The 20,294-nt window shown below is 40.2% G+C and carries 19 protein-coding genes; 18 read left to right on the forward strand and 1 reads right to left on the reverse strand.

Going from position 1 to position 20,294, the window contains the following annotated elements; genetic code table 11:
• Positions 1-142 precede the first annotated feature (142 nt).
• The 13 genes from CA598_RS06440 (at position 143) to CA598_RS06505 (ending at position 13,224) form a co-directional block, all read left to right on the forward strand.
• Positions 143-1,582 (forward strand): DNA cytosine methyltransferase, encoded by a 1,440-nt coding sequence (locus tag CA598_RS06440; protein ID WP_179283604.1) that lies wholly within the window; start codon positions 143-145, stop codon positions 1,580-1,582.
• 26 nt (positions 1,583-1,608) lie between these two features.
• A complete protein-coding gene (locus CA598_RS06445; RefSeq protein ID WP_094875979.1) occupies positions 1,609-1,953 on the forward strand; it encodes a hypothetical protein in 345 nt (114 codons plus the stop codon).
• Between the two features lie 240 nt (positions 1,954-2,193).
• Positions 2,194-2,685 carry a DUF1292 domain-containing protein gene (locus CA598_RS06455; protein WP_094875981.1) on the forward strand — a complete coding sequence of 164 codons (492 nt, stop codon included), beginning with the start codon at positions 2,194-2,196 and terminating at the stop codon, positions 2,683-2,685.
• 526 nt (positions 2,686-3,211) lie between these two features.
• Entirely contained in the window at positions 3,212-3,859 is a 648-nt protein-coding gene (locus tag CA598_RS06460) for a hypothetical protein (protein ID WP_094875982.1), read from the forward strand.
• A gap of 60 nt (positions 3,860-3,919) precedes the next feature.
• Positions 3,920-4,411 (forward strand): hypothetical protein, encoded by a 492-nt coding sequence (locus tag CA598_RS06465; RefSeq protein WP_094875983.1) that lies wholly within the window; start codon positions 3,920-3,922, stop codon positions 4,409-4,411.
• 268 nt (positions 4,412-4,679) lie between these two features.
• Entirely contained in the window at positions 4,680-5,549 is an 870-nt protein-coding gene (locus CA598_RS06470; protein ID WP_094875984.1) for a DNA methyltransferase family protein, read from the forward strand.
• Between the two features lie 278 nt (positions 5,550-5,827).
• Positions 5,828-6,208 carry a hypothetical protein gene (locus CA598_RS06475; RefSeq protein WP_094875985.1) on the forward strand — a complete coding sequence of 127 codons (381 nt, stop codon included), beginning with the start codon at positions 5,828-5,830 and terminating at the stop codon, positions 6,206-6,208.
• 62 nt (positions 6,209-6,270) lie between these two features.
• On the forward strand, positions 6,271-6,795 hold the full coding sequence (locus CA598_RS06480; protein WP_094875986.1) for a hypothetical protein: 525 nt from the start codon (positions 6,271-6,273) through the stop codon (positions 6,793-6,795).
• 709 nt (positions 6,796-7,504) lie between these two features.
• Positions 7,505-8,158 (forward strand): hypothetical protein, encoded by a 654-nt coding sequence (locus CA598_RS06485; RefSeq protein WP_094875987.1) that lies wholly within the window; start codon positions 7,505-7,507, stop codon positions 8,156-8,158.
• Positions 8,155-9,042 (forward strand): hypothetical protein, encoded by an 888-nt coding sequence (locus tag CA598_RS06490; protein WP_094875988.1) that lies wholly within the window; start codon positions 8,155-8,157, stop codon positions 9,040-9,042. The genes CA598_RS06485 and CA598_RS06490 overlap by 4 nt, the downstream gene beginning before the upstream one ends.
• Positions 9,043-9,340: 298 nt before the next feature.
• Positions 9,341-10,204, forward strand: coding sequence for a DNA adenine methylase (locus CA598_RS06495; protein ID WP_094875989.1), 864 nt, complete (start codon positions 9,341-9,343; stop codon positions 10,202-10,204).
• Between the two features lie 80 nt (positions 10,205-10,284).
• On the forward strand, positions 10,285-12,567 hold the full coding sequence (locus CA598_RS06500; RefSeq protein WP_094875990.1) for an adenine nucleotide alpha hydrolase family protein: 2,283 nt from the start codon (positions 10,285-10,287) through the stop codon (positions 12,565-12,567).
• A 195-nt stretch (positions 12,568-12,762) separates the two neighbouring features.
• Positions 12,763-13,224: a hypothetical protein gene (locus CA598_RS06505; RefSeq protein WP_094875991.1), complete on the forward strand. Its 462-nt coding sequence runs from the start codon at positions 12,763-12,765 to the stop codon at positions 13,222-13,224.
• A 420-nt stretch (positions 13,225-13,644) separates the two neighbouring features.
• Here CA598_RS06505 and CA598_RS06510 read toward each other — a convergent pair whose 3' ends face one another.
• Positions 13,645-14,142 carry a hypothetical protein gene (locus CA598_RS06510; protein ID WP_094875992.1) on the reverse strand — a complete coding sequence of 166 codons (498 nt, stop codon included), beginning with the start codon at positions 14,140-14,142 and terminating at the stop codon, positions 13,645-13,647.
• A gap of 1,077 nt (positions 14,143-15,219) precedes the next feature.
• Here CA598_RS06510 and CA598_RS06515 point away from each other — a divergent pair.
• The 5 genes from CA598_RS06515 to xerS all read left to right on the forward strand — a co-directional run bounded on the left by CA598_RS06515 (position 15,220) and on the right by xerS (position 20,224).
• On the forward strand, positions 15,220-15,819 hold the full coding sequence (locus tag CA598_RS06515) for a hypothetical protein (RefSeq protein ID WP_094875993.1): 600 nt from the start codon (positions 15,220-15,222) through the stop codon (positions 15,817-15,819).
• 258 nt (positions 15,820-16,077) lie between these two features.
• The gene (tnpA, locus tag CA598_RS06520; RefSeq protein ID WP_076147737.1) at positions 16,078-16,389 is read left to right on the forward strand and encodes an IS66 family insertion sequence element accessory protein TnpA; all 312 of its coding nucleotides are present in this window, start codon (positions 16,078-16,080) and stop codon (positions 16,387-16,389) included.
• The gene (tnpB, locus tag CA598_RS06525; RefSeq protein ID WP_076147734.1) at positions 16,383-16,730 is read left to right on the forward strand and encodes an IS66 family insertion sequence element accessory protein TnpB; all 348 of its coding nucleotides are present in this window, start codon (positions 16,383-16,385) and stop codon (positions 16,728-16,730) included. Before tnpA ends, tnpB begins: the two co-directional genes overlap by 7 nt.
• 64 nt (positions 16,731-16,794) lie before the next feature.
• Positions 16,795-18,372 (forward strand): IS66 family transposase, encoded by a 1,578-nt coding sequence (gene tnpC / locus CA598_RS06530; RefSeq protein WP_076147732.1) that lies wholly within the window; start codon positions 16,795-16,797, stop codon positions 18,370-18,372.
• A gap of 781 nt (positions 18,373-19,153) precedes the next feature.
• Entirely contained in the window at positions 19,154-20,224 is a 1,071-nt protein-coding gene (gene xerS / locus CA598_RS06535; protein WP_094875994.1) for a tyrosine recombinase XerS, read from the forward strand.
• Positions 20,225-20,294 lie beyond the last annotated feature (70 nt).

Here is a 20,294-nt window from a genome sequence, read left to right on the forward strand (position 1 = left end):
TCTATTTTCAAGAGAGAACATAAAATTAAATACGTTATAGAAAAAACGCAAACCAATGGTTTGCCTTTTTTTATATAGAGCCCATAAGTAACTCTACGGAGTGCTTATGGGCTTTTTATTTGTCGAAGGGAGTTGGGACAATATGTCACTAACATTCAAAAAAGTATACACTGTTTCAAAAAAGGGAAGGAACCGGCCGCGAATATGGCTATATGAAACCGTATCGGAGGCAGCCGGCTTTCAGATTGGCCAACCACTTTACATCAGTTTGGACGTCGAACAACAACAAATCATTATTCAGAATGCTCCTATTTCTGACGATGATCATGTAGTTCATGTGACCGGAAAAAAGAACGAAACGTCAGGTAAGTTACGTCCGATCGTAGACACTGCTAAAGATAGTTATCGTTCGATTATTGATGTAAGCCAAAAAGCAGAAATTTGTGTTTACCGTGAAGGTGAGATGAGCAAAGTCATTATTCGACCTCTAAGATATAACTCTTTTGATAAAGAAGTATTAGTAAAACCGGATGATGAACGGATTACCACTTTTACGATCTGTAGCGGAATGGGAGTTGTAACAGCTGCCTTTCAGGAGACGGGCTATTTCACATCCGTTGGGGCAATTGAGCTTGAAGAAGACAGCTCATCTGTATATAGGCATAACTTTAAGTCCAGTTTTGTTTTTAACGGTGACTTAAGGGACTGTTCGACAGTCGCAAAGGCAGATGTAGCAATTGTAACGCTGCCATGTGACAAGCATAGTCTTATAGGTGATGGTGAAGGTGCAGTTTTTAGAAATTTGGCCTTTGCGACATCGGAGCTTATAAGAGCAACAGAATGTAGGGCAGTTTTCTTCGAAAATGTTCCTCAGTTTTATGAATCGGAGGAATATCAAGATATTAAAAATCTTCTTATGAACGATTATCCATTCTGGCAGGAGCAGCGAATTGAAGCAGCTGATTTTGGTTCCCTTGCTCGGCGTAAACGAGTTTATGCTTTAGCTGTAAAGAGTGAAGAAGATTTTCTTCATTTTCAATTCCCTAGTCCCCCAAAACGTACTATTAGAAAAAAAGTACGTGAATACCTCGATCGTAAAGGAACCCCACATGAATGGAAGCCTCTTGAAAAGTGGATGCAGAGCTTCACCAGCAAAGCAGAAAAAGGAAACAGTTGGAGTGAAAGAGGTTTAGCTAAGACGTTTGTAGATGAAATGGCAACGGAAATTCAGTGTATTCCAAAACGGTATACAGCTCAATCTGCTTCCTCTAGCTACCTGCTATCAGAAGATAGAAATTACTTTCGATTTTTCTCTATAAATGAGATTCTACGCATCCTATCCGTACCAGCATGGTTTGAGATTCCTGACTATATCGGGAAGATACGCCAGTATGAGATGTTAGGCCAATCCGTTGATTGTAGAGTCATAGCTTCGATAGCTAACCGGTTAGCCGCAATGTTCTACAAGGTGCGAAGAAATAAGATTGAAAATTCATCTTATAAAGAAAAAGATTATCAAAAGATGAGATACTCTATTCCCATTTCTTTAAATCAGCATGGACAACTCGAACTTGTCTTCTAACTAAATCTATAAAGGGGAGTAAAACTATGACTACCAAAGAACATGACAATGAACAATTTCTTTTGCAATTCGTAAATGACGGTATGATTTGCGATGAAGCTTCGTACTTCGAGAACTATCAATTCTTCCGTAACTCGGTTGTTTCAATCATCGATAGTTATCTTGCCGAAAATGGCCTCTGGAATGACGGAGTTAAAGAACGGTTTACTGAAGACGGCTATGTAGTAGCTTGGATTATAAAAGATAATCGTATAGAAAAATTCTGGTCGTATTCATTCGATGGAGAATTAACAGTAGCGGAGTTTGTAGAGTCGACCCTTCCCTTACCAGAAATCAACGAGACCCAAATAGGAGAGAGATTAAACGAATGAAATGCACAATATAGAGGATTTCGGAGCCAAGAAAATAATTGACGTTCCAGATCTACTATCGGCATTACGCAGATGCTATAACATTGAAGACGATTTGTGGAGTAACGACGGTTCTTTAATAGTAAGCGTGCTAACCAGATCCGAAGAGTTAAATTTCAAAAGTATTCATAATTTCGGTATCCTTGCGGAAGACAACGATAAATGTTGAATAAAATAAAAAAACAATTGGAGGAATAAATAATGAAAATGGTAGGTTTAGTGGATAGCTATGAAGAGGCACTAATATATGCTGAAAAGTATAATGTAGATATTTTAGAGAAGAAACCGATAGAACTCATCTTGGCTATTAATGAGTATCTGACATTGGAAGCAATTACCCTTCCTCAGCCAGCTGAGATCAGTGGTGAAGAACTCAAAGAAAAGTTGGAATTGGGAGACGTAATCATTCTGCAAGATGAAGATGGGAACCAAAATCCTTATCGTCTGCTTGATCGTTTTCAAGTCGAGGAGAATTCGTATGTTTCTTTAGTACGTACTGATCAGGAGAAAAACAGTGAATATGATGTGTATTTTTATCGCTGGGTTCCTGGTAATCTGCAATTATTCGCACTAAAGGAAGATGAATGGTTTAAGGTTGAAAAGAGCTACCGGCTACAACGAGAGCAGCATGAGGAAACAGAATTAGAAGACGATTTAGATACAGAAAGTCGAGAGCAATTGGCATTAGCATGATAAAAAGCCTAGAAAATCCTCATATAAGAGCCCGGACCTTCCGGGTTTTTTTTATATGTTGAGCGTTTCAATAATATAGGCTAATATATAAGTATATTCTTTATTTGCTTCTTTCCTTGGAATAAGTCAGTGTCTAGTACATGAACTCATGATGTGGACCATAAGGACTTATTTGGCGGACGATTGATGGAAGGGAAAGAGCACGTGTGAACTTGACCTTGATTAGGTTTCAAGAAGACACGGAAAATGAATGCAGTCAGGTGCCAGTATTTTTTATTACTTCACTTTACTATGTTCTGTTCAAACTGTTACGACTGGGATTATTCAAGAAAAATAAAAAAATTCTACTTTAGAATACAAGAAACGCTTTTTTTGCTGAGTCCAGCAAATGAGCGTTTCTTTTTTTATATACAAAAAAGTCGAGAAAGATGGGATGAAAATGACGAAAAACTGTGCCTGTATTAACGCTAATTGCCTTTGTGGTAAATTAGCCGAGATTTCAAAAAACAATCCTGGTGAATGCTGTATGAGCACGAAGGAACGTCTTATCTTAAATGCTACAGCTCATGATTTCGCAAATCAAGTGGCGGGAAATCTCGAAGAGTTGAGACGGAATCAGCAGCTGTTCAAAGAGAGCAGAATGTTATCGCAATTGGGTTCCACTAATAAGAATCTGGCTCTTTGGAATGAAGCTTATTCTCAATACAAGGAATTAGGTCCATTTGCTTACTACCACTCCATACAAGATAATCATGCAATTGGAATGCGCCAATTTGAATCTGATCTAGCCATTCGAATTGGATCTATAGGCTATCGCCGTATCAGTGAATTTACTGAATCAACTTGGTTTAATGAGGACAACTCTTTATTTGGAGGACGCGGTTTTGACTTGCTCCTTCCAGATGGGAATCGTGTGTACATGGACGCTGAAGTTGAAAATAAGTGTTTATACATTTCTCAAATTAAGGTGAAAGAAAAAGGGATTGGGCTAGGTAACCGAGTTATGGAATTGGTAAAGGATCTAGTGCTGAATTCTGAGTATATTCAAAGAGTAGAAGTATACAAAGTGACGAACCATGCATTTTTTCGGAAATTTCAATGGTTGAAGGAGAAAGAGTTTGGTGATTTTATTTCTTCTACTAATCAGACAGCTCATTCCAATTTAATTGTGTAGCTGCTGTAATCAAATACACGGTCATATGGTTCAACCATCTGATAGAAAGCGAGGCTTAGTATGTCTAACCTACAATTCGATTTGTATTTCTGTGACCAATCTGTAATTGAACTCCATGGTCTACATAATCTTGGCTATCCAGTTCACCCGGACAGTAACGAGAATATATATGTCTTTAAATATGAAAGTGATTCAATTTGGTACAGTAAATTGAACTGGACTTTAGAGGATATAGATCGTGCATGGGTTCAAGTGGTGGGAGAAATTGATCGTTCCTCCATTCATCCCATTGATCAATTCAAAAGAAATGAGAAGCAGCAGGCAAGCGGTATAACACGAATCTTTTTAAAAGAAATTTTGAGACGAAGTGCTGAGCGAGCAGATAAAAGAACAAAAGAAAAATTGGAGAATGAAGCTAGAGAGAAACGCCTGGAAGAGGAGAGAAAGCGGGTCAGAAAAAATCTAATGAGACCTTTTTTAGCTACTCGTAATCCGGTATGCATTCAACATGTATACGGCACCACATTGGATGAACATGCAAAAAGCGTGTAACTAAATAAAGTTGCTACGGGCAGCCATAGTCTGTCCGTTTTGCTTATCTAAAAGGAGAGATTTGTTATGCAAGCAGTCATTGAAAAGCTCATTGGATTGATGAAAAATAGTCTGCCATACTCAACTAGCAAGGATATCTTAGCGAAAAATGGGGTCCAGCTTAGAAACGTGGGTTGATTTATTTTCAACCTTATATGTTCTACCCTCTGCACAGGGATCAACACTTCCTCCTGTGCAGAAGGGGAGGATTTTAAGGAGAAAAGATACCATGTCTAAACCACAAGATAAAAACCATTTATATCGTATCGATCGCTTTTCAGTTGAGCAGCTCGCTCGTTTACCCCATGAAATAGCTGGATATGCACAAGCGATTGGAGGGCTACCACAGCATCATTCCGAAGTGTTTGAGAAGAGAGGATGGCTATTGCCATTTTTATTCGCCTACGATGACCTTCTTTGGGGCAGATGGAGATACTGGACAGACATTTTACAAAAAGGAACGATTGAAGGTAGTGGTCCGATCCCTCAAATAGAGTGGAAAGATACGTCCTCCCATCAAGCAGAGGCAACTAAAAAAATGTTTGCTAAGTGTCTTCAGCATTTTGACTCTAATATCGATACTTTTGCAGATTGGCTACTGTGGGGGATGGCAGGAAGCATAGAAGCACCGCGGATCTCAGAAAGCTTAAACGAGCATTATTACAAGGAATTTGATTTATTCCTGGTTCTCGATAATCCCACTGATTATTTATCCCATGTTCTCTGTGATGAGACGGGCAAAGGATATAAATCAGGCCTTGGATATTATCCAACACCGTTTAATATAACTCGGATGATGGTTGAGATAAGTCACGGCGATGGGGACCCAGAGCATATGAAAAGACAGTCAGTACTAGATTCATGTGTAGGCTGCGGGGCAACATTGCTACCGGCTTCTAATTATTTTTTACGGGGCTACGGTCAGGATATATCGGGGATTGCCGTGAAACTATGTACCATTCAGTTTTACTTTTATGCCCCTTGGTACGCTCGACCGGGAAATGTTGAGGGGTATGATCTTATTAGTCAATCCATCCAGCTAGTCTTAGCGGAACCAGGGCGAAATATCTCTGAAGGTCAACTTGCTTTTTCATTTTAAAGACTTTTAGTAAAAAAGAAACAGGTTAAATAAGCCTGTGGAATAGGAATTTCTGTTATTCATGAAATGGCACTAACTTATGCTGCTGCCATTTTTAGGTGGTAATTAACCTATGTTTTATGACAAATGAGGGAGAAAATAAAAGAAAGCACATTTAAAACGTGAGAAAAGAGAACATTCCTCATAACAAGGAAGTGTTCTCTTTTTTGTTCAAATACATTTAAATTCCTAAAAACGTGTACTTAATACAAACATTTAATTAGAAGGATGGTTTTATAATGACGCTTTTTTCACAAACCATTGTTTATCAAGATGCTTGCTCCTTTTTACAACAAAATAATATCGAATGGGTAAATATGCCCTTTTTAAAAGAAAACATTAATTTCTCGTGTATGATGCAGCAATTCAAATCAACTACAGTCGAACTCATTCAGTTTGGAAATCTTAGTTATTCTAAAAAGGATATTTTACAGTTATCGACTGAAACTCAAGGTACCCTTGGGGAAATTAAATTTATTGAAGGAAGCATCGAAGGATATTACCTTACGCTAATCATGGACTCTGGTCAGGTAATAGAGGTAAAAACATTTGATGAAACCCTATTGTCAAAAGTCATCAACTGGATAGAAAATACAGCTGAAACAGTTTATGTTGCGTAAACTTCTTTTTTGTCTACAGCTGTAGCCACAGTCTTTAATTAAGATTAAAGGAGCGATCTAATATGAATGAGATGGTGTGTAAGCATCAGCGGCATGACGTGCAATCTCTACTGAAAAGTTTAACTCCGAACGATAAACTAATAATTGCTGAAAAAGTTGGCATTCTTGTCAATCAGAATATACTAAATATGGATGACTTTCATGAAATACGCTCAGTAGTTGTTTGGGGAGCAGTCAACTGGTTTTACGGTCTTGAAACTCACCCGCGTGAAAAACTATGGAGTATACTTAAGGACGTAGTGAAGGGAGCACCTACAGTGAACTTATCGATAACCGAGTACTTACAAAATATGCTTGATACATTGGATTATGACGGGATTCAGGAGTTTATCTTAAACCAGCAAGAAGATATCGAGAATATAGAAATAATCGAACTATTGCTGACAATCCCCGTTAATCACGAGCAAGTTAAGCAACGGCCTGCCTTTTACAGCGAAGTAGTAAAAGCAGCTGAAAGGGTTGAGGAACAAATTAGTTTACGAAAAGCCATTAGACTAGAGACGATTAGAATTGCTTTAGAAAATTAATAGCCCTAGTAAACAAGAATTCAACTTCAGTTGCAATTTTAAATGGATTTTAGAGGATCGGCAGATGAATAATTATCTAAAATTCACATTAAAGCCACTTGCAGACACACAATGTCTGTAAGTGGCTTTTTTTACAGCAGCGCAGTTGCAGCAAATGCGGTGAGAAGGTGGGTAAGAATAGTCTGATAGTTGGCTGAGATCGGTGCCTGAAGCTCTCAGAAGCTGCAGGCACCCTCACAGATCACGGAGCCTTACCAGATTCACTTAGTGTACTATCTCTCCTTGAAGAACAAGGTGACGAATCGATGATGTTCGTCGAAGTGTACAATAAGACTATTTCCTTTTACTAAGAAAAAAGATACAATATAAACAGATACAAACTTTTGTACTTCTTTTAGTTTGGTTAATCTATGTACGCCTTTGCGACGATAGAATAACAAGCCAAACAAAGGACTTCCTTGTTTCAAATCGGAAGGAGAATGAAGTACAGTCATGGACATGAGCTAAACCTATTAGATTTCATGATGATGACACAGGCGACACCGAATTGTAGTCATTCGTAATAATTGACCTCAATTTGATAAGATTCGCCGGAAGTAAGGTCTTATCACTAATTTAAAAACAAAAATATCGCTAACGATTACAACAGCCTTATCCAATTGGATAGGGCTTTTTTTCGCGTTCAGCGATCAAACAAGGAGGAAGACTAGTGACCACAATGTCAAACTGTATTAAAACGGAAAGTAGTTCAGAAATACTTGGAATAGGGGTTCAAGATTCCGTTCAGATGATTTGTGATTTTTGCCGCGAGCCAGCTGATATAGTATGGAAGGGTTTAGGCCAGTACTGTAACCGTTGTATGGATCATTGGAAAAGAAATTACAAGATAACTAACGAAGAACATTCTACGCGTCTTACTATGAATTCTTGGACAAATTCACCATATGAAATCAGTAAGAGGCTTTTAGAAGGTGGAGATGGTATCGTAGCTGAGCTTGAATTTGGACCTATGGATTCCATCGATATGAAAATCAGCTGGCTTGGTTTAGATCTGCATAAACTATCAATTTTCGCTGAATTTGCAGAAGAGCCAGAGTTATATCCTGAAGGAACAGATATTTACGCTCTTGGTTACGACGAAGGTCCTTTATTTCGGCTCTATATGTTAAATGATTTTTCAACTGAAGAAGGACTATTCAACGATAAGCTTTTTTTGAAAGATCAGGCAATCGATGCTGCTGAGGAATGGCTTCGAAAAGAGGCTGGAAAACTCGTATATAATAAGACCGCTGTACGGTGGGTTCGTAATGGGGACACGGTGAGCAAAACTCCTGTACTTCAATCTAATGAGGTGGAGTTGTGAATAGAATTGCAATTATAACCGAGTCCACTGCTCGCCCAGAAGAACCAATGCCGGCCTTTCAATTTTTCCAAGGAAAACAAAGTCGATGGGTCAACACGGTTATTCAGTATATGCTCGAACGTAGTTTTCCAAGAGAAAATATTTTCTTTGTGAGCTTTTATGGGCAAAGGATCATTGGTTTTGAAGAAATTGTAGAGCCTTATCCGTTGCAGCGTTATCATGCAAGGAAAAGCGAAGCAGAATGTCTAGCCAGAAAAGTCGTAGATCTTGTTCTCTCAATGAATGATCTACCTATGGTAGAAATTCATACAGGCAGGACATTGGCTGATCCGCTAAAAAAACTATTTGAAGAAAACGGTATTTCCTATCGCATTTATGCAGATGGAGTACCTTTAGGAAGTAAGCCTAACGCTTATCTTGATTTAATTGAACAGGAAAGAAGAATGCAGAAACAAAAGGACATTCAGCGTGATAAACGGAACTTAATCTCTTGTATTGATTACTTGAATCCCATGGAAGCCAGCTTCCTGGTTTCTGCATATGGAAAGCAGGCACAGCAGCTCGGGATTGAAAGTAACATAGAGGAATTAAAACTGTTGTTGAGTTCTTATCGTCAAAAACAGAAAGATGAGAATAAGGCTGAGAGGGACTTCGAAAGCACGCTGCAGCAAGAAGATCTCGAAGGAACATTGCGTGCATTTCTGCAAACAAAGCAATCTCTTGCCGACCTTTATAGAGATGAGAAACTTGAACATTTCAAAAATGCATTTGGTCGAACAATTGCAAAATTCACAGTATTCTTACTCAAAAAATCCTATGTGATGATCGCGGAAAGTAAAATCAGCGCGTCCATGTTAAGAACCCAGATAGCCTTATTGAAGTGAGAAGGAAGCAATTTTAATAAAAACTGTCGTTGTTGATAGTGAAAATCTGGAGGAATTGTATGAAAGAAGGTTCCCTAAAAGCCTATCATCACACTCTCTAACATAAGGTGCAAGAAGGAACAGTTCGTCTTTATGAGGCGTCTGTTTAGAGGTTCATTGTAGCCCCCTTCAGGCGAAGCCCCCTACTGGGGATAAGTAGCACTTATTACAGCGAAGTCGAGGCTGTATAAGAGGACAAACAGAGTCCTGCCTTTTCCATATCGGATATTAATTCATATGGAAAACGGGAGAGATTGATATGGCTATTAACTATTATGAAGTGAATCATCCAAAGAATTGCCTACGTTGGTTTGGCGGCAAGAGTATACTGGCTCCACACCTTCTACCGCTTGTTCCAGAGCATCATTGCTGGGTAGAAGTTTTCGGTGGTGGCGGACATATGACGCTCTCTAAAAAACGGAGCCGTGTAGAAGTCTTTAATGACATTGATCAGGACTTGATTCATTTTTTATTAACACTGCGAGAGAACAGAGGCGCATTGATAGAAGCACTCCGATCTCTACCAACGAGCCGTTTCATTTTCGAGCAATGGCAGCACGATGAGCTCCCACAGGATCCCATTGAAAGAGCAATCAGGTGGTTTTACATCTTGAGAAATTCAATTATTCCAGCAAGTGGGATCAAAAGTGGTTGGCGCTCAGGTAAGGTTAAAAACACAGCACTGGATTATCAAAGTGCAGTATCTAAGTTAGAATCTTTCGAAGAGCGGTTTCGTACTGTTATGATTGAATGCCTAGACTATAAAGATATAATCAGACGCTATGATGGAAAAGAAACTTTTTATTATATCGATCCTCCATATTTCGGAAAGGAACACTTTTATAAAGGAAAAATGGAGCAAGACCTCGAAAATAAAGAAACTCAGAAAAGTCAGCATGTTGTACTAGCTGAAATGTTGAATAATATCCAGGGGAAATGCATGGTTTCATATTATGGAGACCCGACAATTTTAGAATTATACAAAGATTGGAATTGCGTAACCTTTGAATCCAAAGTTGGGAGAGTGGCCAAAGCAGAATATGGTCAGACGCGAAGGGACGATGTAGAGTACGTATTTATGAATTATTCCCCTCCCCAAAAAGAACAAATCGCCCTATTTTAATAGATTACGACATCAACAAATAAAGAGAATCGCTCATGTGCGGTTCTCTTTTATTTGTTCCATCGAAAGGAGAGGTTCAAATGTCCAATGGAGAGTCGATGGTTCAACAAGAATCAGCTCACGTAATTAAAGGCGCACATACTCAAAAATACGTCTTTCGTATAGCAAAAAACAAAATCACCCCAGAAGGTAACATCTCTAGGCATAACAATCAGACCAGAAAAATATGGAGCTATTTAAAAAATAAGGGCTGGGATTATTTTGGTAGTGTACGTGATTGGACAGCAGTATTTGGCTGCCAAACCCATTACCTTGTAATTCATCATTTTATAACAGATAAGCCGATTAATGACCTAATGGGGAGTCCGGAGTTATCACTTAGGTGGCAAGATTTACTTCTCTATGAGGAACAACTACCAGTGGCAGCTTTAGCATACGGACTTGAAGAAGTCTTTAAGATGAATTGCATGATTCCAGTCCAATCATTCACTGATGCATATAAGCAGGAAGCATGCATTGGCAGGATCAGTGAACGACTAATATCTCCGAAGCACAAATTAAAACTGTGGTTTCAAAATGATGATTTCAGCCTTCTTGTTGAAATCTATTTTGGAAAGCAACCATATCCGCCTTATGGCATCTATAAACCGATGGAGTGGCCTAATCTTAACCCGGTTACTAAATACGAGAAGCTTAACTTGTTTGAAATCGAACCATTTATCAATGAGAGTGCAATTAAAAGCGACAGTAAAGGTGAATTCATGGGGATAGAAGAAGATGTACCCGAAAGTCTTCTGCAGGATACTATATCCTCAATTAAACAAGTATTTGAAGACAATCCTATCGTTGTCATTGCATTTAGCGGGGGGAAAGACTCATCAGTGCTGCTACAGTTGAGTGTTGAATTCGTACTTAAAAATCCGGAATACCAGGATAAACTGTTTATTGTAAGTGCATCGACAGGTATTGAAAATCCCATCATTGAGACCCATTTGCGTAGCGTTCGCAATGCAATAATCAAGACTCTTAATAAGCGATTTGTAAATGGATTTTCAGAAGATCGCTTTGTGATAGTGGAACCAGATATTGATGAGCGTTTTCTAGTCTGTATCTTTGGGAAATCCTATCAACCCCCTTCCGTTTTTTACAAATGGTGCATTTCCCGGTTAAAGATCATGCCGGCTAGGAAGGACTTACTTCGTTTTTCGAAAGAAAAAATCATATGCCAGTTACTTGGTGTACGGAGTATGGAATCCTCTGCTCGATCGCGATCAGTAGAATCTCATTTTGGAGTAGATTTTTACGGTGAGCATGTAGTTCAAAATATACGGACTGCCGCTCCGATCAGAGCATGGTCAGCTACTGATATTGCTACCTATCTGGTGCGTTATTCATCTCCCTGGAGTGAGGAATATTCTAACCGCCGATTAATTGATATTTATGGTTTCGCTTCAGGTGCTATGGAATGTCCTATCGGCGCAATGATAACGAACGAAAATGATGCTATCAAAGGCTGTGGAGGTAGCTCTGCAAGGTTCGGTTGTGTATTTTGCTCTGTGGTAAAAGAGGATAATTCTCTTAAAAACTTGGTAAATGTCTACCCGGATGAGTTGGGAGGATTTTATCAAATGAGAGGATACTTAAAAGCTACTCAAGATCTTCGCTATGGCGGATTTACAGGTTACCAACGCAAGCGACGTTTTGCAACTTTTGAACCTGGATTTGGAGATCTTACGGTGGATCACCGTGCACTCCTATTAGAACATTGGAAAAGGCTTGATCTGCCTATGCTGGAAGAAGAAATTTTGGCAATCTCCAGAATGGTTAAAGAGAGGGAAGTCTCTGAAGGTAATCCCATATCAGAACGCTTCTGGAAAGCTCTCTACGCGCTCCTTCCGGTACACCCTGGTCCGTATTCCGGTGCGATGTTTGATCCTCTCTGGGAACCTGCATATTTGCTTGATGCAAAGGGGGGCAAGGTCTTTCAGGATACAGTAGGTATCGACCGTTATACACAAGAAGATCGGGACTGGATTGCCAGGCATAACCGAGTATGCGACGAGGTAAGATCACTAGTAAAAGGTCAATTGGTATTTATTCGTTTAAATGGCTATACAATTGAGGGAGAGTTTGATGGCTTATTGAGAGATGTTCATCAACGTCTCCATTGTTTATCGATCCGGAGGTTTGCCTATCGAAAAGATATCAACCTTAGTGAGTGGAAAGTTAATGAAGACAGCTATGAAATACCGCTGGCTTACATTCACGAGTTACTCATTATCACTGAAAGAACGATCGAACGGCAACAATTTCAATATCAATTGATCAGTAACGAAATAAATCAACTGACATTTGAATTCTAAAATCAAGTCCTCTATGTAGCTATAAGCCTAGGATGGACTTTAAATTTGAAAGGATGATAATAGTGAATGAGCAAATGACCTATAAAGTAGAATTGACCGAAACTTATTCCTGATCTTCTTGGTTTGAGTGAGGTAAAACGATTAATAACTATTGGAAAACGCGTAAGCTATCTTTGTAAATTGAGTAACGTCATAATGCATGCCAGAGTTATTAATATTTATCTTGATAATGTATTCGTTCGAAACGAGGATGACCTCTCTATAACAGATCATAAATCTACAGATTTAGAACTCGTATCAGCAGATATTCCGGAACCAAAAGAAGTCTCACATAAAGACCTAGGAATCTATTTAATGCTATACCCATTCCCGGAAGCAAAAAGCCAAATAGAGTGGTTTAACAACTGGTCTGATTATCACTTCAATCCTTTGTACTTTTTTCTTAATGGTCAAGTTGAACGCTTATTGAACGATAATCGTTTTGCTTGGATGAAGCGAGCAGAAGAATTTCCATATTTCAAGCTATTATTTGAACGTTTTACCGGCTTGATATTGCCTAACTGCTGTAGTTCTCTGGAACTGAAGAAATGTTTGACTACAAGTGATAATCCGGATGAAGTTTATTGCGAAGATAATCAAATGGCCTTTAGTTTATAGGCATTCAGAGTTTTTAAAAATTCGATAGAATGAAATACACATCTGTAATGAAGAGAAGAACCTATTCCAATGGGTTCTTCTCTTTTTTCGTATTGGAGGACGAATAATGACCTGTGAAAAGCTATCTTTCTTAGCTGACTTGTCGATAGGAATAGAGACACAAAAGGACGAGGGGAAGAGGTAGACCTCCTGGAGGAAGTATGGGGCTAAACTTAAAAAGCATCATATTCGACCAGCTTGGCCATATTATCTTGGGTATTCAAGGTTATCCTGCAGATCATGTATATTTTTTTAATCCCAATCTACATCGGATGACACAACATTTAAAGCCGGATAGGCACATCAAGCTTGTTAAGATTGAGTAGCTGCTTCAAGCGTTGACCTGCTTAATATGAAAGGTCGTTCCTAATGGAGCTTTTTTTATGATATAGTCTCGATAAAAGGGTAAGGAACATCAGGCAACTTACGTTTTTTCCCGTAATAATCTATTACGACATATTGGGAAACCATATGATAACGTCCAGATCTATATATGAGGCCGGCAGCTTTGTACTCATCCAACTTATGGTCCAAAATATCCTGTTTGATACACCCTTTAGGTAACTGGTAGATACGTTCCCATTCACTGGATAACTGATTCTGATAAATGGTTTGAATGCAGGCTTCACATATGATATAAGATGGACCGACCTGACGGTAAGTTTGATCTCCGTCTAGATATTTTTTACATTGATTACACCGTATAGTTGTTCGAAAGGATTGCATCTTGTAAAGGCGAGCTTCAGTATCTTTAATTTTTGAATTCAAGTCAATAATGATTTCTAACCGGTAGGGCATTTCTGTTGGAATTGTTTCTGCAATTTCTCTTAGCCTTTTATATTCTTCGATTTTAGTTTTATAGTCACCAATGAGATCCATTATGATGATTATCTCCTTTCGAAACTCGAAATCGTGTTTCTATTATCCATGAAAACACAAATATGCGTAAACCGTATTTTTCACTAGAATAATTATACTCCAATTCGTGTAAATTAGAAATAATCATACACGAATTAAAATATCTTTATTCGTTTCTCTTTCATTACTCATTGAGAGGAAGAAAGAAATAGCTTGATATATAAGGGGTTTTGAAGAATTAAGCACGATTTTCTCCAGTAAGATAACATTATGTTGTAATTTATTCATAGTAATAAATTTCTTCAAAATAACCGCTGAATTTCTACTTAATACACAAACAAAAAGATACTTTTAGGCGATGAAAAGGAAAATCCACTCGAAATATTGAGTGGAATACTGTGTTTTGTAGTAAATAGAGGCGACTTGTCTCCGCTTAGTTAAGAAAGCTGTAGTGTAAGAAACATTTCAATCGAATTTATATACGATAACGTGTAAATCAAAAAAATCTATATACGAATTATATTATATCATTTCATTTCTTTCTCTTCACTAATGAGGGATAAGAAAGAAATCCAGTGATATATAAGGTTTTTTTATGAAATAACGGTTAATCCTGATGCTTAGTGATAAGGGTTGCAGGTGTATTAGAGCGCCTAAATCAAAAGTTGCGTGATAGTAGAGTGACGAAGTCGTAGAGCAAGCGCACCACCGTTTTTGGTGTTTACACATTTAGCAGACTTGTGACTGGGTAGCCAGTTAAGATAGTCGAGATCCTAAAATATAGTGCTGTGCTCTAACTTGTTGGATAAAATAGGAATATTATTAAAAATACATGCTTATACTACTATTATAGTTTTAGATAAAAGCTGCTGCTTCAAAAAAGCCGAGAGAAATCTCGGCTTCTTTTTGTCTAAAACATGATAAATGACTTTTGTATCTTTATATATACTTTTCTGCTTTACATTGAGGATGGTTCGGCCGCACAATAGAACTATTGTAGTTTAGAAAAACGTCTTATTTTCTTACAGACAGTATTAGTAAGCGCTACAGAACTTCTCATAGCTTGAATTACGAATAAAATGGAAGGTGGAATTAATTATGATATTTGAGCTACTCATAGGTAGTGCGAAACGTGAGCTGACTTTACCAGAAGTAATTGATATAATTATTCATCGGAATAAGGGTATACAAGCCTTCTGGTCAAGTTCACATGAATGGGCTTCTACGGCTGCAGCAGACGTGTTAAATGAAGCTCGTTTAGACTGGCAGGTATCCTTATCATACACATTAAAACGATGGCTAGAGGTGCCTGATGCGGATGATCCTGAATACGATGGTGCCCTCATCTTAGCCTGGGCAAACCTTGGAGCACTAACGGAAAACACACTGAAATTTTTCTTGAGCGTTTATTTTGATGATTATATGACAGATCAAGATGCTATTAAGCTGCGTCAAAAGATTTTAAAGCCGGGAGACGCAAGTTTCGAAGCTCTTCGGATTTTCTATTATAAGAAGATATGGGATGACAATAACAAAAAAGAACGGAATAATGCCATCCAGACAATACAGCAACGCCGTAATGGAATCCATGCGTTCAATAATCGAGATCTAGCTGCCTTTAAAGAATTTCACGAAGCTATCTTCTACTATAGGGATATATTAGAAGAGCTTATCACTAGAGTTCCGTTACCTGAATAACTATATTTTTAGCTAAAAGTTCTCACATAAGTGAGGACTTTTTATATATGTTTGTAGGTCACATTAAGAGGGAGATCCGTACGAATCAGCTCTGAGGGAGTATAAAATTTGTATGAGAGGGTCATACTAATATGTTTGACTTAGACACGTGCACAAAATACATTGTAATATGAAGGTAAGCGTCAAACCTAGCCCACCTGTAAACCCAACGCCAGCCATGAGATCATAGGCATATCTTAAATCAAGGAGATCTGCCAGATGACCAATGCCGAACAACGCCAGTATGAGTGGACAGAACGCATCAGGGACTATCGGACCAGTGGCCTTTCCATGTCTGCCTGGTGCGAAGCACAGGGCTTGACCTTACATCAATTGAAATATTGGCTCCGCAAAATCGATTCCAGCCAGCCTTGCTCTTCCTCCCCTTCCTTTATTCCGGTGACCGTTTCTCCGCGTTCCTCGTCTTCCTCCTTGACGCTTCGTATCGGTCCGGCCTCTCTTGACGTACAGACAGGTTTTTCTCCTGAACTGCTTCGTCAAGTGGTTCAAGCGCTGGAGGCCTTATGCTGACGCTGCCGGAAAAGGTCTATTTAGCCGGCGGCAGCACAGATTTACGCAAGTCCATCGACGGCTTGGCCGCCCTGGTTCAGGAGCGATTTCAGCTCGATCCGTTCGCGCCTTGTCTGTTTGTCTTTTGTAACCGTCAGCGCGACAAACTCAAAATGCTCTACTGGGAACATAATGGCTTCTGGCTGCTGTACCGCCGCCTGGAACGAGGAACCTTCCAGTGGCCGGGCCCTGGCGACTCGCCGGTTGCCCTTTCCTTTCGCGAACTTCGCTGGCTCTTGGATGGGCTTTCCCTTCACCAGCGGCAGGCCCATAAACAGGTCAAGGCTCAGACCGTCGTTTAACGGATTTTTCATTTTTGCAGGCCTGGTAGCAGGGAAATCATCCGTGTTGTCGAAATTTTAGGGTATGGAAAATCAAGCGAACCCCTCATCTACAATAGAAGAACTCCAACAACAAAAGGCCAAGCTGGAACAGCAAAATGCCGAATTGACCGCTAAACTTCAGTGGTACGAGGAACAGTTCCGTCTGGCCCAGCATAAGCGCTTCGGCACCTCCAGCGAGAAGACCCATCCGGATCAGCTCGAGATGAACCTGTTCAATGAAGCCGAGGTGTTAGCGACCCCGGCTTCCGAAGAGCCGCAAACCGAGACCCTTACCTACAGCCGCAAGAAATGGACGGACACTCGCGAGGCCAAACTGGAGAAATTACCTATCGATACCCTTCACTATGAACTGCCTGAAGAGGAGCAGGTTTGTGCGTGCTGTGGCGGAGACCTTCATCCTATGAGCACGGAGACCCGCAACGAAATCACCGTGATTCCAGCAGAAGTCAGAGTCTTGCGTCACATTCGGCAGGTGTATGCCTGCCGCCGGTGTGAACGCGAAGCGATTCAGACTCCAATTGTCACAGCTCCTATGCCGAAATCGGTCTATCCCGGCAGTCTGGCTTCACCGTCCATTCTGGCGCATGTCATGAACCAGAAATATGTGGAGAGTCAGCCTCTCTACCGCCAGGAGCAACAGTTTGCCCGGCTCGGGCTGACGCTCTCGCGGCAGACCCTGGCAAATTGGATGATGTATGGGGCAGATCAATGGCTGACGCCGCTGTTTGAGCGAATGAAAGAACATTTGCTAGGGCAGGAGATTTTGCATGCGGACGAAACGACGCTGCAGGTGCTGCGGGAGCCTGGAAAGTCCGCCGAGTCGCAGTCGTACCTGTGGTTGTATCGGACCGGACGCAGTGGACCGCCCATCGTGTTGTACGAATACTGCAAGGCGCGTGGCGGGGAGCATCCCCGAAATTTCCTGGCCGGATTCAGGGGATACCTGCACGTGGATGGATACCCTGGCTACCATAAGGTAGCCGGGGTGACTCTGGTCGGGTGCTGGGCCCATGCGCGCCGCAAGTTTGACGAAGCGCTGAAGGCCTTGCCCGCCTCCGAAGCCAGGATTGGAACGGCTGCGCAGCAGGGACTCACCTTCTGCAATCAGTTGTTCGCGGTGGAGCGAGAACTGAAGGATGCGACGCCGGAAGAACGAGAGAACGTCCGAATGGAGCGCAGCCGCCCGATTCTGGATGCTTTTTCAGTATGGCTGCGTCAGCAAAAGTCTCGCGTCCTGCCCAAGAGTGCCCTGGGCCAAGCGATCACTTATTGCCTGAATCAATGGGAGAAGTTGTCCGCTTTCCTGAAGGACGGACGCCTGGAGATCGACAATAACCGCAGCGAACGGGCGATTAAACCGTTTGTGATTGGACGCAAAAACTGGCTTTTTGCCAACACCCCACGCGGAGCCAAGGCTAGTGCAGTCATCTATAGCGTGATGGAAACGGCAAAAGAAAACGGACTGAATCCGTTCCAGTACTTGAAGTTTCTATTTGAACAGCTTCCACAACTCCCTGATCTGAAAGATCCAGAAGCGCTGGACCCGTTCTTGCCTTGGTCAGCCGCTTTGCCACCGATCTGTCGGGTATTGAAATCCTAACCTCATTCTAAAATCGAGCCCTCATCTTGGTGTCAAGGTGTGGGCTGTTTGACGCTTACATATGAAGTATACGAGATCTCTTTTAAGAGCCGTATTTGTTAAGAATTTTATATAAAGTGACATAATGTTCGGCAAAATCCCCCTGCCAACATGCAGGCGGGGTGTGAGGAACTAGGTGATGGATATAGATGTAGTGGGTGTCTTTGTATTTAGGTGGTAGTTCGATGATGATGCGTTCGTTAAGGATTTCAGCATGACATGCTACTAGCTATGATCTATTACTGCTTTGACGCTAATCAGACCTGCAGCATATAGGTCATCTACTTTGCCGATCATGCAGCCAGCTGCGTGCTTCAGATGTGGGACAAAATAAAGCAGCACCAGAGAGGAATCAGGCGCAGCGCGTCCTGTATGCCGTAGAAACTCAAAGCACCGACATTAACTATTCTTCATGAAGGAATCATGAGGCAAAATGCAATAATAGTACCGGGTTCGAAAGCAGCCGGTGTTTGAAAGTCATATATAGGAATGCAACCACATTAGCTTCACACAGCTGTAACAATGCAACCGGATTTGCTTCAACGTACATATAGAAATAAATATTAAGCAGGAAGAAGTATTCATCTTAATTACGTATAACTCTAGTTAGACGAAATCATAGTAAAGAGAACTTATGTTTGGTATAATGTTGATAGTGTTATCATATATTTAACCTCGTTAAATAATTACACAGTCATCTCATTATACGTAATTAAATTGGTTCCACTACCGGAGGGTTATTATGCACATTGATGAACGCAAACGTCTTTATGAGAAAACTGAAAATAAATTAATTGAGCTTCCTTGGTATGCTAAGGAATACATTGAACGTAATAAGAGAAAAAAATCACCTAATACTCTCTTGAATTACTGCTTTGATTTTATAACGTTTTTTGATTGGTTGATAGCAGAAGGATTCTTTAGTGGTTCTCGGGGGGAGTTTCCCCTCGATATTTTAGAATCTTTACGTGCTACTGATGTTGAACGGTTTAAGGATTTCTTGTCAATCGAACAACGCAATTCAATAGATACTATCGCTAGAAAAATTGCATCTCTCAAATCACTTTTTCATTTCCTATCATTAATTTCGGAGGATGATTACGGTTATCCTTATCTAAAACGGAATGTGATGGTTAAAATTGAGACAGAGAAAGAAAAACTCACCGTTGAGGCAAAAGCATCTCGGATTGAAAATAAAATTCTGCGTGATGAAGAAATCTTTGACTTTCGCATGTTTATTGCTGAAGGATTCCAAGTAGTATATGCAGACAATAAACGTATATTGAACTCTCATATAAAAAACAAGGATCGTGACTTGGCTTTAGTCAGTCTCATACTCGGTTCAGGCCTCCGTATCTCTGAAGCCTTATCAATTGATCTTGTTGACATTGATTGGATAAAGGGAAAAGTAGATGTTACGAGGAAAGGCAACAAGAAGGATACCGTTCCTATTAGCAACATTGCTCTGGAGGATCTTCAGTCTTATTTGGCTATTCGAAAAACACGATATAGCGTTGATGACAAACAACCGGCTGTCTTCCTTTCTCTACCTACTGGACCTAATGGAAAAGTAAGCCGTTTAACAGTCAGGGCTTCACAGAAAATGTTTGAACGTTATGTGGATTCTTTTGGGAAGCCCGCTCTCACTATCCATAAGCTAAGACACACATTTGCGACCAAGTATCATAAGGAAAATAAAAATCTTGCTTCATTGAAAGACCAACTCGGCCATGCTGACATGAACACAACTATGATTTACACACACGTTGGGCAGGAAGAGCGTAGAGACTCTGTTAATAGAGCGGATAGCTAGGTCGAATTGAAGATGTGATTTGTCCAATAAATTTTCCAATGGTAGGTATTCCTAATAACCTAACGCCTCC

Origin of the sequence: Paenibacillus sp. VTT E-133291 (genome assembly GCF_002264395.1) — a bacterium.
GTDB lineage: Bacteria > Bacillota > Bacilli > Paenibacillales > Paenibacillaceae > Paenibacillus_AQ > Paenibacillus_AQ nitricinens.

Excerpts from the sequence above, each read along its gene's own strand:
- CA598_RS06440 (WP_179283604.1), top strand. The coding sequence starts at position 143 with ATGTCACTAACATTCAAAAAAGTATACACTGTTTCAAAAAAGGGAAGG.
- CA598_RS06445 (WP_094875979.1), top strand. The coding sequence starts at position 1,609 with ATGACTACCAAAGAACATGACAATGAACAATTTCTTTTGCAATTCGTA.
- CA598_RS06455 (WP_094875981.1), top strand. The coding sequence starts at position 2,194 with ATGAAAATGGTAGGTTTAGTGGATAGCTATGAAGAGGCACTAATATAT.
- CA598_RS06460 (WP_094875982.1), top strand. The coding sequence starts at position 3,212 with ATGAGCACGAAGGAACGTCTTATCTTAAATGCTACAGCTCATGATTTC.
- CA598_RS06465 (WP_094875983.1), top strand. The coding sequence starts at position 3,920 with ATGTCTAACCTACAATTCGATTTGTATTTCTGTGACCAATCTGTAATT.
- CA598_RS06470 (WP_094875984.1), top strand. The coding sequence starts at position 4,680 with ATGTCTAAACCACAAGATAAAAACCATTTATATCGTATCGATCGCTTT.
- CA598_RS06475 (WP_094875985.1), top strand. The coding sequence starts at position 5,828 with ATGACGCTTTTTTCACAAACCATTGTTTATCAAGATGCTTGCTCCTTT.
- CA598_RS06480 (WP_094875986.1), top strand. The coding sequence starts at position 6,271 with ATGAATGAGATGGTGTGTAAGCATCAGCGGCATGACGTGCAATCTCTA.
- CA598_RS06495 (WP_094875989.1), top strand. The coding sequence starts at position 9,341 with ATGGCTATTAACTATTATGAAGTGAATCATCCAAAGAATTGCCTACGT.
- CA598_RS06500 (WP_094875990.1), top strand. The coding sequence starts at position 10,285 with ATGTCCAATGGAGAGTCGATGGTTCAACAAGAATCAGCTCACGTAATT.
- CA598_RS06505 (WP_094875991.1), top strand. The coding sequence starts at position 12,763 with ATGCATGCCAGAGTTATTAATATTTATCTTGATAATGTATTCGTTCGA.
- CA598_RS06510 (WP_094875992.1), bottom strand. The coding sequence starts at position 14,142 with ATGGATCTCATTGGTGACTATAAAACTAAAATCGAAGAATATAAAAGG.
- CA598_RS06515 (WP_094875993.1), top strand. The coding sequence starts at position 15,220 with ATGATATTTGAGCTACTCATAGGTAGTGCGAAACGTGAGCTGACTTTA.
- tnpA (WP_076147737.1), top strand. The coding sequence starts at position 16,078 with ATGACCAATGCCGAACAACGCCAGTATGAGTGGACAGAACGCATCAGG.
- tnpB (WP_076147734.1), top strand. The coding sequence starts at position 16,383 with ATGCTGACGCTGCCGGAAAAGGTCTATTTAGCCGGCGGCAGCACAGAT.
- tnpC (WP_076147732.1), top strand. The coding sequence starts at position 16,795 with ATGGAAAATCAAGCGAACCCCTCATCTACAATAGAAGAACTCCAACAA.
- xerS (WP_094875994.1), top strand. The coding sequence starts at position 19,154 with ATGCACATTGATGAACGCAAACGTCTTTATGAGAAAACTGAAAATAAA.